Origin of the sequence: Paraburkholderia sp., from assembly GCF_026225065.1 — a bacterium.
GTDB lineage: Bacteria > Pseudomonadota > Gammaproteobacteria > Burkholderiales > Burkholderiaceae > Paraburkholderia.
Genome location: NZ_JAMFSB010000007.1, coordinates 1 through 12,123, shown reverse-complemented (window position 1 = coordinate 12,123; position 12,123 = coordinate 1). Strand labels below are relative to the sequence as shown.

Genomic DNA, 12,123 nt, shown 5'->3' with positions numbered 1-12,123 from the left:
CCTTCCAGACTGCAGGCAATATCGAACATCTGGCGGATCGTCACGCCCTGGTTGTCGATGGCGAGCGGCCAGGCCATCAGATCCGCGAGCGATACGGACTCGCGTGCGCCAAGCGGATGATCGTGCCTGACCAGTGCGAAGATCGGGGCCAGTTGCGAATACACCACGTGGATGTCCTTCTCCGGCGCGACGCTGAAACACACTGCGATATCCGCAGTGCCTTCGCGCACGCGTTGTGTCGCGACAGATGGCGCAGACACGTCCAGTTGAAACTGCGTCGCCGGATGCGTCTTCAGGAAGTGCGCAAACACCTGCGGCAGAAAATACGGCGCGACGCCTTCCGAACTTACCACACGAATCGTCGCGCGGCTGCCATTGCTCAGCCCGCGAATTTCGTCGGTGACGCGCTCGGTTTCCAGCAGGCTGCGCCGCGCGTGTTCGGCAAGCACACGTCCGGCATCGCTCAACACCATCCCGCGCGGCCGCCGTTCAAAAAGCGCCGCGCCGACTTCTTCTTCGAGCTTCGCAATCTGCCTGCTTAACGCCGACACCGCCACGTATAGCCGCTCCGACGCCTTGCTGAGCGAGCCGCTGCGTGCCACTTCGAGAAAGTAACGCAGTGCTGTATTGTCCATTTCGGTCAGGCTTCCCCGCTTTGCCGTTTCGGCAACGATATCTGCCAAATATTGTAATTGTCCACAAATATCGTCCACGCCAAGATCGTTACACTGCTTCGTACGAGCTAGGCGACGCGCCCACGGCGCGTCACGACGGAGAACGAAGTCGACCAAGGACGCCGCCATGAGCCCTGATTCAGCAGCCGTAGTAAGCGAATCCCTCGCCAAGCCGGTCTCGCGTGCGGGGGTACCGCGCCTGATCCTGGCAACGTCCATTGGAAATGCGCTCGAGTTTTACGACCTGATCGTCTACGGGTACTTTGCCACCACGCTGTCGCGGCTGTTTTTCCCGACGCATGACAAGACGGTATCGCTGCTGCTCACGCTCGGCACGTTCGCGTTGTCATATCTGGCGCGGCCGCTTGGCGCGCTGGCGCTCGGCTCGTATAGCGACCGAAAGGGCCGCAAGGCTTCATTGACACTGTCGATTTCAATGATGACGATCGGCACGGGGATGGTCGCGCTGATGCCGTCGTATGCCACGATCGGCCTGATCGCGCCAATCGGCATTTTCGCTTCGCGTCTGTTGCAAGGCTTTTCCGCTGGCGGCGAATTCGGCAGCTCTACAGCGTTTCTCATCGAACATGCGCCAGCGCGGAAAGGCTTCATGGCGAGCTGGCAGTTCTCGAGCCAGGGAGCAAGCACACTGCTCGCTTCGGCGTTCGGCGCAGTACTGACCGGCACGTTGACGCAGCCTCAGCTCGAAGGCTGGGGGTGGCGCATTCCCTTTCTGTTCGGCATGCTAATCGGTCCGATCGGGCTTTATATCCGGCGCCGCATGGATGAAACGCCGGAGTTCGAACGGGCCGAGAAATCCAGTTCGCCGGTGCGTGAAGTGCTGGCTACGCAGAAGGAACGCGTGCTGGTGTCGATCGGCTCGCTGGTGCTTACGACCACGGCCAACTATATGCTGCTGTACATGCCGACGTATGCGGCGCGGCAACTCGGACTCGCACCATCGTCAGGCTTCATTGCGACGCTGGCCGCCGGGTTCATCATGATGGTGCTGACACCGGTGGTCGGACACTGGTCCGACAAGGTGGGCCGTACGCGCATCATGCTAGGCGCAGGTACGTTGTTCTTCTTCACGGTTTATCCTGCGTTCATGTTTATGAACGCCCATCCGTCGCTCGCGACATTGCTTGCCGCGGTGGTGTGGGTCGCCTTGTTGAAAGCCACCTACTTCGCGCCGATTCCTGCGTTGATGTCGGAGCTGTTTCCAACCCGCACCCGTACCACCGGCATGGCGCTCGGCTATAACATTGGCACAACCGTTTTCGGCGGCTTCACGCCGCTCGCGGTGGCGGCATTGATTGCGGCCACAGGCAATAACCTGGCACCCGGCCTCTATCTGATGTTCGCGGCTCTCATCAGCCTGTTTACGGTGGTGTGGGCGCGTGCACGTTTGAACGCCCACTAGGTCAGCCGGGTCCGTCGAACCAATCGGGATTCCACGAATGCAATACGATTTTGAACAAGCGGTGCAGTTTGCAGTTGATCATGAGTCGCTTTGGGACCGTCACGTGGACGGTGTGTGGGGCGTGCATGTGAACGACCCGCCGCCGTGGAACCGGTTGCTCGGCCCGGTACATGACCGCGGTCCCGTGTCCGGTACGATCGCGCTCGATGGGCGCGTGCTGACCTCATGGGGCGAACCCGAGCGCGCCGACCTGACTTTCAGCGTCGCAAAGATGTACCTCGCGCTGCTCGCGGGCATCGCCTATGACCGCGGCCTGCTGCCCGACGTCGACGAACCGGTGCACGTGCGAGTGCCCGGCATCGGCTTTGACGATGAACACAATGCCACCGTGACCTGGGCCCATCTGCTGCAGCAAACAAGCGAATGGCAGGGCACGTATTTTGGCCTCTCGGATCAGGCGGACCACTATCGCGCCGTCAACTTCGCTGCGCCACCGGACGGCAAAAAAGGCGACCTGCGTCCTTTGCAATACCCCGGCACGTATTGGGAATACAACGACGTGCGTATCAACCAGCTTTCGCTGGCACTGCTTTACCTGTTCAGGCGGCCGTTGCCCGAGGTGTTCCGCGAGGCAATCATGCGCCCCGCCGGTGCGAGCGAAAACTGGCAATGGGTTGGCTACGACAATGCGTGGGTGGAGATCGATGGCCGGCGCATGCAATCCATTCCGGGCGGAACGCATTGGGGCGGCGGGATGTCCATTAGCGCGAACGATCAGCTTAAAGTGGCGCAACTGCTGCTGAACGAAGGCATGGTGGACGGCCAGCAGATTCTGTCTCGCGAGTGGATCGCGCGTATGCATACGCCATGTGCGATTGCGCCGTTCTACGGTTACCTCGTGTGGCTCAATACTGACCGCAAGATTTTCCCGAGCGCACCGGCGTCGAGCTATTTCGGCGTCGGAGCCGGCAGCTCCTTCACGTGGATCGAGCCCGAGCGACGCATGACCGTGATCGTCCGTTGGTTGAATCCTGCGCACGCGAACGAGTTCTTTGGGCGAGTTCTGGCGGCAGTCGACGCATCTCACACAACGTAACGCATACGTTCCTGTTTCGATTGCCGCGGCGCAGAAGCGGTGTAGGCGTCCGCCGCGGCCGGCATCACTAGCGAATAGTGGCGCCGGCGAAAACAGCGGCCGGCTGCTTCCTGGAGTCGTCGAAGACACGGGTTATTGCCTGGGCCAATTCGTAGTAGCCTTCCCGGCTCATGTGGAAGCCGTCATCGAAAAGCCAGTCGACACGGGTAACAGCGTTGATGTCGATACAGACGAGGTTATCAAGCGTCTTGGACGTGTCGACGATGAACGCGTTGTAGCGCTGCCGAAGGTCCTTTTCGTCGGGATTGCTTTCGAGCTTGCGGGTATTTTCCAACAGGACGACTATCTTTGCACCCGGCTTGGCCCAGGACGAGAGTTTGTGGAGAGCTAGCCGAATGATCTCCTGCCGCTCCTCGTTCGTCGACGGGACGAAGTTGAAACTCCGCACGAACCAGAGAGCAAGGTCCGACTTCAGGATATCGCGGACCGCATCCTCGTCGAACCGGACGGTCAAGCCGTCCACCCCACGGAAATAATTGATTTCCATCATTCGATAGAGCGACAGGACGGTCAGGTCGCCCTCCTCGACCGCGGCCTTCAGGGCCAGCATCTCGTCGGCGTTGAAGGCCGGGATGTGAGGTCGCAGTTCACTCTTCCGGACGCGCTCGGCATCGTCAAGGATGAGGAAAGGATCATCGAGGCGCTTCATGAAGCCGTTTTGCTGCCGGTTCGTGAATTCGCTTGAATCGGCAGAACAGTAGGTCGACAACTGAAGCATGTCGCAGCCGCCGATCACGACCAGCTTGTACTGGCGTAGAGTCGAGACAACGTCGTCAGGCGAGCCGTCCTTGATCCAGTCTACGCTCGCAAAAGTTTCAATGGGGTTGGCAACCGGGCCAACGATTTCGATCTGAGGTCGATTCAGATACTCGTAGACGTACTGCTCGACACCCATGTTCATGATTCGGCACGAGAAGACAAAGTGCTCCAGCCGATACTCGCGCAGCGTGGCTAACGTCATGAAGAAGCCCACGACGCCATAGTTGCCGAACCTGTCCCTGACGCGCACGATGCCCGCCTTGAAGCCGAACGCCCTGAGGTCCGCCAGCAGACGGCGGCGGTCCTCTTCGGTCTCGACCCGTCGCTTGGTGTAATTAAGCTGGTTTGAGCGGTTGATGAGTTCGATGACGCGGTCGATGTTCTCTTCGACGGCGAAGTCGATTTCAATGTGGATATCGCTCTGGCGCAGGAAGCTCTCGTCGCTCCCGGCTCCTGTTTGCTTCAGGTCGTGTTTCCCGGCGAGCAAACGATATTGCTGCAGCCGGGTTAGCTCATTGTCCAGCGCCCCTTGCAGGAAAGGGCTGTCCATCAGGGCAGCTAGTTGATGCGGGCTATCCAGGCAGACCATGCCGGGGCAATGGTGGCCGGCTTCCGCAAGAACGGATGGATTGTCGTCGATGAAAACAACGTTATCCGGCCGCAACTGGAGCGCAGAAACGATGCCGGAAATCGACCTGCCCTTGGGCTGAAAGCTGACGCTGGGCAAAACAAAGTAGTCCAGAACATCCAGATCGCGCAACGCAGCCATTGCGGAGCCATGGTCGTTCTTCGAGCAGACGGACGAGATGATGCCGCGTTGGGCGAGCTGTTTGACCAGCTCGATATTCCCGACAATGGGTGTGATGCCCTCTTCAGACAGCGTCCCTTTCCAGAAGGTCTCGTCCAGATCCCAGACGACGAGCTTCACGGGATTTTTCAGTATCGGTTTGTCCAGGCTGCAGTCGAGCATAGGCGATAGTCTCTTCTGAAGGTAGCGTGATTATCAGTTTGCATGCCGAAGATTTCGGTCGTGGCACCGCCCGAGACATTGACGTCTCGGGCGGATGTTTGCGTCGCTTGCCTACCCTGTCATTTCTTGCTGGCCAAACCGTCGAGGCCGCCAAGCAGTCCGCCGCCAGACGTGCCGGTGGCCGTCGTGGTGCCGCTCAATGCACCCGTTAAGGTACTGACCAAACCCGTGACCGGCGCAAGCAGATTCCCAGCACCGCTCGTGCCGCCCGAGCCCGTGACCGTGCCGAGGGATCCAGTCAGCGAGGTCACCAACGACGTGACCGGCGCAAGCGGACTCGCGCCACCACCCTTCGCGCCGCCCGCCACGCCGCTCAAGGTGCCGGGTAACGAGGTGAGAATACCGGTTAGCGGTGCAAGCGGATTGCCTGGTGTACCGCCTGCAGTGAGCAAGCCGCCTGCCGACGTGACGGTGTTGCCAAGTGCCGTCACGACATTGCCGAGATTTTGCCCAATCGGATTGGCGGTCGCGCCACTGAGCTTGGCTCCAGCGCCATCCAGTCCATGCCCGATCGTCGACAGCAAGCCATTCAGCGGCGAGCCGAGACCGGTCGTGTCACCGATGGTTTGAGTCGTCTGCGTGAGAACGGTTGTGATTGGCGTGATGGGCGCGCTGACTGTTTGCGTCACCTGCTGAATGAATCCTGTGGACAGCGTGGTGGTGAGTTGCGTTCCGAGCGCGCTGACAGCGTTGCCCAAAGTAGAGACTGTATTGCCAAGCGGCGTGGTCAGCGGGCTAAGCGGTGCCGTGGGGCCGCTACCCAGGCTGGTCACGAGTTGGCCGGCGCTGTTGACCGCCTGGCCCGCGTCATAGACGAGGTTGCCCGTGCTCGACACCGTCGGGCCGAGCGGATTGGTGGAATTGCCGAGTTGTCCGAGGCCGTTCGTCGCGCCCGCGCCCAATGCGGTGACGCCGTTGCCGAGATTCGACACAACGTTGCCAAGGGCTGTTGTGGTAGCAGGATTGGCGCCGGGAATCGGCGTGAGGCCAATCTGGTTGCCCAGCGACGATACCGTCTGGCCGGTGCTGGTCGCGACGTTGCCTGCGTTCTGGAGCACTACGCCGAGTGGGTTGGCGCTCGTTGGTGTGGGTGTCGGCGTGGGTGTCGGCGTGGGCGTGGGTGTCGGTGTCGGTGTGGGTGTCGGCGTGCCACCACCTGTTCCGACTCCAGCACCTGCTCCGGCGCCAGGGCTACCCGGTTTCGCCGGTGTACTTCCACAACCCGTCAGGACGATCATCGACGACACGCACATAGCGATCGCCGACAGTTTGAATCTGTTCATGGTTTAGCTGCCCCGCAAATGTGGTTACCCGCTGCGGGAAGCTAATTGCAAGACCTATGCCGTTTTGTAAGACGAACCGGTAAAAAATTAAAAACTAAACAAATCAATTGGTTAATTCCGATCCATCGACCCGGAAAAGCCGCGCTCCAAAGCGAATGTGTCGAGGAACACCGCGACGCGCGAGCGTGTGTAACGTAACGCTAAGGCCGAAGCGCCAGCAAGTGCGGCGTTTTGCCGGGCGCCGCTGTCGCCATCACATCGATCAACGCACGCGTCTCCGTTGGGCCGAACTCACCGAGATCCTTGACGGGCCGCGACCGGCTCATAAGCCATAGCAGACCCATGCGCGCAAATGACGGCATGCGTAACAGCGTCGCGAGCAAGCGAGGCTTCGGCGTGTGACCCAGACTACGGACCAGGTCGAAACCTTCCGGCCAGGCAGCATCGAGCTGTCTTGCCTCTGACCATGTGAGCTGGGTTGCTCGCCGCCAGGTGAGCAGCGCGGCGAGAAAGAGTGGCACCACAAGCGCGACGTGACTACGGAGGAAGGCATCCATGTCGTCTTCCACGTTGCTCGGCATAGCCGCTTGCCTGAAGAGTTTCGCCAGAACGGGGCTCGACATCGTCGTCACCATGCCGGGGCCATCCACGCGAAAGCGTAGCCGCTGGCCCACCAGATAAGCCGACATATTCGGAAACCCAAAAGCGAAGCGTTCAGCGCCGACGATAGTTCGATAGGGTTCGGTGCCTTGAAACGTATTGAACATCAGCAGGATCGTGTTCGCACGGCTTGCCGCCAAGGCTGGCAGCAGCGGTGCGACCTGGTGTTCGGGAACGGTGACGATCGCCAGTTCGTAGGGTGTGGCCGGATCGAAGGTCGACACGACCTTAACCGGCATGCGTTGCCCGTCAACGGTGACGATTGCGCCATCGCGACTCAGTGTCTCGAAGCGCGCACCTCGCGCCACGACGGTGATGTCATGGCCGGCTTTGGCCAGACAGAAGGCCACGGCGCTGCCGATGCGCCCCGCGCCAATCAGGATGATTTTCATAGGTCAAGTTTGCGCATGCCGTATGTTCCTGTATACGGAATATTGCGGTAATCTAATGTCCATATATGGAAACACTTTCATGGGACGATCTGCGCATTCTTCTGGCCGTGCATCGAGCCGGGAGCTTGCTTGCCGCAGGCAAGGCACTGGGACTTTCGACATCCACGACGGCGCGCCGGCTAGATGCGCTGGAAGCTGCGATGGGATGCCAACTGGTGTACCGCAGCCAGTCGGGCACTGAGTTGAAGCCGGAGGCGCTGCGGATTGTGAGGCTGGCCGAAGGGCTGGCGCACGGTCTCGATGCCCTGCGCCGCGATCAAACCATGCTGGCAGGAACGCTGCGGGTCAGCGTGCCGGATGGAATGGCTGTGACGCTCGCCCGCTCGCTGCTCGCGTTTCGCGAGGCGTACCCCTTTGTCGATCTTGAGCTGGTGGGAGAAAGCCGGATGGCGGATGTGGCCGCGCGTGAGGCAGACATCGCCGTTCGTCTCACACGCTCCACTTCGAATGTGCTCGTGGAAAAGCATCTGGCCAGTTTTCGGTTCGCCTTGTTCGCGTCCGCAGACTATGTCCGGCGCCATCTGCCCGCACGGCGGCTTGGTAAGGGCGAGGCGTCGGCGCATCCGTTTGTCGGACTCGACGAACGCTGGAAAGGGCTGCCGCATGAGCAATGGATGCGCACCCTTGGGGCGACACGGTTCGCCTTCCGCTCAAGCTCGATGGAAGCAATTGTCGAGGCGGTTCGCCAAGGGGCAGGCCTTGCGGCATTCCTTGAGAAAGATCCGCGCAACAGCGACCTGATTCGCGTCGAAACTGATGTGGCGGGACCCACTCAGCCGTTCTATCTGGTCTATCACCGCGATCTGCGCAAGCAGTCGCACGTCCGCGCGGCGGTGACAGCAATCGAGACCTACATGAGAGCCCATCGCTAACTGATTCCGACGCAAGCCGTGCCGTCATTGCCGGAAGCAAAATCGGACCATGACGAAAACTTTATGTCATTACCGTCAAGCAGCCGGCGCAACGGTTGCACCGACGATGCCATGCCGTTCGAGCGCTTCGGCAACGAAGCCGGACGCCTTCATCTCTTCGACGAACGCGTGCAACGCATGCGCTGCCGCTGCGCCACGACTCTTGGGCACGCCCATCGCCTGCCGGATCACCATGAAGCGCTCGTCGAGCAAACGAAGACCGGACGCCTTGCGCGCATCGGATTCCAGCTGCTGTTTGACCCCCGCCGCGACTTCGAGACTCTCGTCGAGGAACGTCTGAACGACCGTCGGCGAGGTGGGGGCGCGCACAATCTGCGCGTGCTTGAGTTCGCGCGTGAGGAACAGATCGTAGGCACTGCCCTTGCCAACGGCCACACGATTCTGAGACTGGTCGACGTCACCGTTGTGGCGGATCGGCGAGGCATCGCGCACCATGTAATAGCCTTCGATTAGCACATACGGCTCGGTGAATTCGATAGTCTCGCCCCGCAGTGGATCGACGGCAAAAAAGCCGAAGTCCGCGCGCTCTTCGCTAACAGCCTGAACGGACTTGCCGGCTGCATCGAACACAACGAGTTCAAGTTCCACGCCGAGGGCCGCGGCGAAAGCGCGCGCAAGATCGACCGAAACCCCAACGGCCGCGCCCGACGCATCCTTGCCCGCGAGAATCGGATTGCCGAGGTTGATGGATGCGCGCAGCTTGCCTGCGGGCGTGAAGGCTTGAATGACGGATGGGTCGGGCTTCATGGCTGTGAGTTGGGTTGGAGATTCGGTTTGGGTGGAGCGGCACGCCGGTCAGCATACGATAGTACGCGTCGTACCAGCCGTTGCGCCGCCAGCACCCGGCCGCAAAAGAATTGCGACAGCGAGCACGCTGGCGAGCGCAATGCCACCCGCCAGCACGAAGGCGCTGAAGAAGGTATGGCTCCGCTGCACAAGAAAGCCCGTCAATGCGGGGCCGATGATGCCCGCGCAGTTGGCGATCGAATGCACGCATCCGCCGACGCTTCCGAGCTTCGCGCCGGGAATCGTGTCCTGGATCAACGCCCAGTACGTGCTGCCGCTCAGATACAACGCGAACACAGCGACGGCCATCAGTAGCAATGCGCTGACCGTGGTCGCCACGGTGCCGGCGAGCGCGACGCAAATGCCAGCCGTGCCAAGACAGACTATCAGCACCCATTTGCGCGCGCGCAGCGCGTTACCGGTGCGGCGGAAGATCAGGTCGGACAGCACACCGCTCAAGCCATAGCCGATGAAGCCCAGCAGCCACGGCAGGACTGTCGCGAGACTCATGCTTTTCAGGCTCAGATGACGGTCCATCATCAGGAAGCTCGGGAACCACGTGAGGAAAAAGAACAGGATGTAGCTGTATCCGAAGTACGAAATCATCGCCGCGAGAATCGCGGGCTGCCTGAGGTAGGCGCCGAGTGGCTTCAGATCCGCGGGATCCTCGGAGACGCTGCGGTCGGAACCGATCAGCTGGCGCTCTTCTTCCGATACGCGCGGATGCTGATGCGGCCGGTCGGTGGCCATGCGTTGCCAGAACACCAGCCAGATCAACCCGAGACACGCGACGCCAGCAAAGGCGATGCGCCAGCCGTAGGCCGCTGTCAGCAGCCCGACGACTGGACCCGCGACCGCGCCGCCCAATGGCAGGCCGCAATTAGCGAAACCGAACGCGGTGGCCGATTCCTTGTGCGGAAACCAGTTGTTCACGATCTTGTTGATGGTCGTCGCGAGCGGCCCTTCGGCCATGCCGAAGAACGTGCGGATGACCAGCAGCGAGCCGAAGCCGGTGGCGAGGCCGGTCGTTCCGCACAACACGGACCACGTCAGGATCGCGCAGGAAAAAACGCGCTTGCCGCCCCAACGATCTGCCGCCCAGCCGCCGATGGTATTGAACACCGCATAGCCGATGAAGAACGTCGAGAACACCAGCCCGAGGTTAGCCGGCGACATGTGCAGTTCCTGCATGACCGCGGGCGCCGCGACAGACAGCGCCGACCGGTCCAGGTAATTGATGAAACCCGCGATGAACAGCAGCAGGACGATGCGCCAGCGGATTTTCGTCACCTGTGGCTCCTCCAGTATCGTTATGTGCTTCCGGACCGCATGCCTCGCTGAGCCGCCGGGTCCGTCGCCTGTCTCCTCGCTGGCGCGCCGCCCAATGCGCGGATCAGCGCATCAGCTCTGCGGGCGCGCGGCCGCCTCCAGCATCGCGAGCTGCGTCGCGCCGATGTCGATGCCATCGGTCATCTGACGGTCCAGGCGGTCCAGCTCGATCTCGCCGGGCACGATCACGGGCGCGTTCGGATCAGCGGGTGCGGAGCCGTGCAGGATCGCGGCATAGTCGGCCATGCGCGCGGCGAGCCACGCGCCGCTGCCGAGCATCGCAACGTCGATCAGGATGTAGAAGTGGCCGAGGTTTTGCGGCTGCTCCGGCTCGTTTTCCCACGACTTCACGTGCGTCAGATAGGCCGCGCCGGAAAGCAGCCCCGCGAGCAGATCGACGACCAGCGCGAGGCCATAGCCCTTGTGGCCACCGATTGGCAGCAGAAAGCCGTCGAGCGCGGCCTTCGGGTCAGTGGTCGGCTTGCCCTGCGCGTCGGTGGCCCAGTCGCCCGGAATCGCTTCGCCGCGCTTTAGCGCGTTGCGAATCTTGGCGCGTGCGGCGACGCTGATCGCCATGTCGAGGATGAACGGACGGCCACCGGGATTCGGTACGCCGAAGCCCACGGGACTGTTGCCGAGCCGCGCGTCGGTGCCGCCCCACGGCGCGATCGTGGTCGTCGCATTGCTGCCGATGATGCTGGCAAATCCCTGTGTGGCGGCCAGGTACGAATACGGCGAAACGGGGCCGAAGTGATTGCTTCCACGCACGAATACGCACGCGATGCCCTGTTCGCGCGCGGCCTTCATCGCCAGCTCGAGCGCACGGAAGCCCACGAGGGGGCCGACGCCGTTATCGCCGTCGAGCCGGTAAAGCGCCGGGCCAGCCTGCTCGGATGTGATCGACGGCCTAGGATTGATGCCGCCGATGCGCAAGCGTGAGCCGTACGATTCGATGCGGCTCGTGCCGTGCGTACGCAAGCCGAACAGATCCGCCAGCACGAGAATGGTGGCGGCATCGGTGGCGTCGGCGCGACTCAGGCCGAGCGCGCATAGCGCTTCGACCGACAGTTCGGTCAGCCGGGCCTTGCTGACGATGCCAGTGGTGGACGTGGACTGGGTCATGGAACGGGTCGTCTCCTTCGATCTGCAAACCGTGCGGTTCATGCGGCTGCCGTGTGGTGCCGCTGGGTTTCACACATGATCGGACCAAAGCGATTCCCATGACAAACGCATTTTTTCGCTTGATTGATGTGTCGTGCGCACGAATCCCGCGTCTGCCGGAGAGCTACGGAGACGCAAAGAGCCGCCTTTTCAGGCGGGCGCACGTGACTTTGTGCGTGTGCGGGTGCCGCGCGCGCGCACGAGCAGATCGAAGAAGTGCTGCGCGGCCACCGTCAGCGGCCGGTTCTTGCGGCGGATCACACCGAGCGTGCGCACCACGCTCGGTCCCGTCACCGGAATGCTGACGAGGGAGCGATGACGGTCGCGCGGCAACGCGAGCTTGGGCACGACGCCGATGCCAAGTCCCGCTTCGATCATGCTCACGAGCGCGGGCACGTGCTGCACTTCGCAGAACCAGCTCGGCTGCCGCACCGCATTGGCGAGCGCGTTGTCGATCAGCGTACGGTTGCCGCTGCCT

The 12,123-nt window shown here is 61.7% G+C and carries 11 protein-coding genes; 3 read left to right on the top strand and 8 right to left on the bottom strand.

All coding sequences use genetic code 11. The annotated features are described in order from the left end of the window. On the bottom strand, positions 1–635 hold a 635-nt coding region (locus tag M0954_RS00335; RefSeq protein ID WP_297351024.1), incomplete at its 3' end, for a LysR family transcriptional regulator. A 166-nt stretch (positions 636–801) separates the two neighbouring features. Here M0954_RS00335 and M0954_RS00330 point away from each other — a divergent pair. Both M0954_RS00330 and M0954_RS00325 read left to right on the top strand, forming a co-directional pair. Next, entirely contained in the window at positions 802–2,097 is a 1,296-nt protein-coding gene (locus M0954_RS00330; RefSeq protein WP_122156993.1) for an MFS transporter, read from the top strand. A 37-nt stretch (positions 2,098–2,134) separates the two neighbouring features. Next, positions 2,135–3,193: a serine hydrolase gene (locus M0954_RS00325; RefSeq protein WP_297351022.1), complete on the top strand. Its 1,059-nt coding sequence runs from the start codon at positions 2,135–2,137 to the stop codon at positions 3,191–3,193. Between the two features lie 67 nt (positions 3,194–3,260). Here M0954_RS00325 and M0954_RS00320 read toward each other — a convergent pair whose 3' ends face one another. From M0954_RS00320 to M0954_RS00310, 3 genes are all read right to left on the bottom strand, one after another. Continuing rightward, positions 3,261–4,940, bottom strand: coding sequence for a hypothetical protein (locus M0954_RS00320; RefSeq protein ID WP_297351020.1), 1,680 nt, complete (start codon positions 4,938–4,940; stop codon positions 3,261–3,263). A gap of 161 nt (positions 4,941–5,101) precedes the next feature. Continuing rightward, positions 5,102–6,325 carry a collagen-like triple helix repeat-containing protein gene (locus M0954_RS00315; RefSeq protein ID WP_297351018.1) on the bottom strand — a complete coding sequence of 408 codons (1,224 nt, stop codon included), beginning with the start codon at positions 6,323–6,325 and terminating at the stop codon, positions 5,102–5,104. 200 nt (positions 6,326–6,525) lie between these two features. Then, positions 6,526–7,377: a ketopantoate reductase family protein gene (locus M0954_RS00310; protein WP_297351016.1), complete on the bottom strand. Its 852-nt coding sequence runs from the start codon at positions 7,375–7,377 to the stop codon at positions 6,526–6,528. A gap of 65 nt (positions 7,378–7,442) precedes the next feature. Between M0954_RS00310 and M0954_RS00305 the strand changes: the two genes are divergently transcribed. Beyond that, positions 7,443–8,309 carry a LysR family transcriptional regulator gene (locus M0954_RS00305; protein ID WP_297351014.1) on the top strand — a complete coding sequence of 289 codons (867 nt, stop codon included), beginning with the start codon at positions 7,443–7,445 and terminating at the stop codon, positions 8,307–8,309. A 75-nt stretch (positions 8,310–8,384) separates the two neighbouring features. Here the strand turns inward: M0954_RS00305 and M0954_RS00300 are convergent, their stop codons facing one another. The 4 genes from M0954_RS00300 to M0954_RS00285 all read right to left on the bottom strand — a co-directional run. Next, positions 8,385–9,116 (bottom strand): ABC transporter substrate-binding protein, encoded by a 732-nt coding sequence (locus tag M0954_RS00300; RefSeq protein WP_123386459.1) that lies wholly within the window; start codon positions 9,114–9,116, stop codon positions 8,385–8,387. A gap of 48 nt (positions 9,117–9,164) precedes the next feature. Further along, the gene (locus M0954_RS00295; RefSeq protein WP_297351012.1) at positions 9,165–10,445 is read right to left on the bottom strand and encodes an MFS transporter; all 1,281 of its coding nucleotides are present in this window, start codon (positions 10,443–10,445) and stop codon (positions 9,165–9,167) included. A 111-nt stretch (positions 10,446–10,556) separates the two neighbouring features. Beyond that, positions 10,557–11,606 (bottom strand): Ldh family oxidoreductase, encoded by a 1,050-nt coding sequence (locus M0954_RS00290; RefSeq protein ID WP_297351010.1) that lies wholly within the window; start codon positions 11,604–11,606, stop codon positions 10,557–10,559. Between the two features lie 189 nt (positions 11,607–11,795). Beyond that, positions 11,796–12,123, bottom strand: a 328-nt coding sequence (locus tag M0954_RS00285) for a LysR substrate-binding domain-containing protein (RefSeq protein ID WP_297351008.1), incomplete at its 5' end; no start/stop codon positions are given.

Excerpts from the sequence above, each read along its gene's own strand:
- M0954_RS00330 (WP_122156993.1), top strand. The coding sequence starts at position 802 with ATGAGCCCTGATTCAGCAGCCGTAGTAAGCGAATCCCTCGCCAAGCCG.
- M0954_RS00325 (WP_297351022.1), top strand. The coding sequence starts at position 2,135 with ATGCAATACGATTTTGAACAAGCGGTGCAGTTTGCAGTTGATCATGAG.
- M0954_RS00315 (WP_297351018.1), bottom strand. The coding sequence starts at position 6,325 with ATGAACAGATTCAAACTGTCGGCGATCGCTATGTGCGTGTCGTCGATG.
- M0954_RS00310 (WP_297351016.1), bottom strand. The coding sequence starts at position 7,377 with ATGAAAATCATCCTGATTGGCGCGGGGCGCATCGGCAGCGCCGTGGCC.
- M0954_RS00305 (WP_297351014.1), top strand. The coding sequence starts at position 7,443 with ATGGAAACACTTTCATGGGACGATCTGCGCATTCTTCTGGCCGTGCAT.
- M0954_RS00300 (WP_123386459.1), bottom strand. The coding sequence starts at position 9,116 with ATGAAGCCCGACCCATCCGTCATTCAAGCCTTCACGCCCGCAGGCAAG.
- M0954_RS00290 (WP_297351010.1), bottom strand. The coding sequence starts at position 11,606 with ATGACCCAGTCCACGTCCACCACTGGCATCGTCAGCAAGGCCCGGCTG.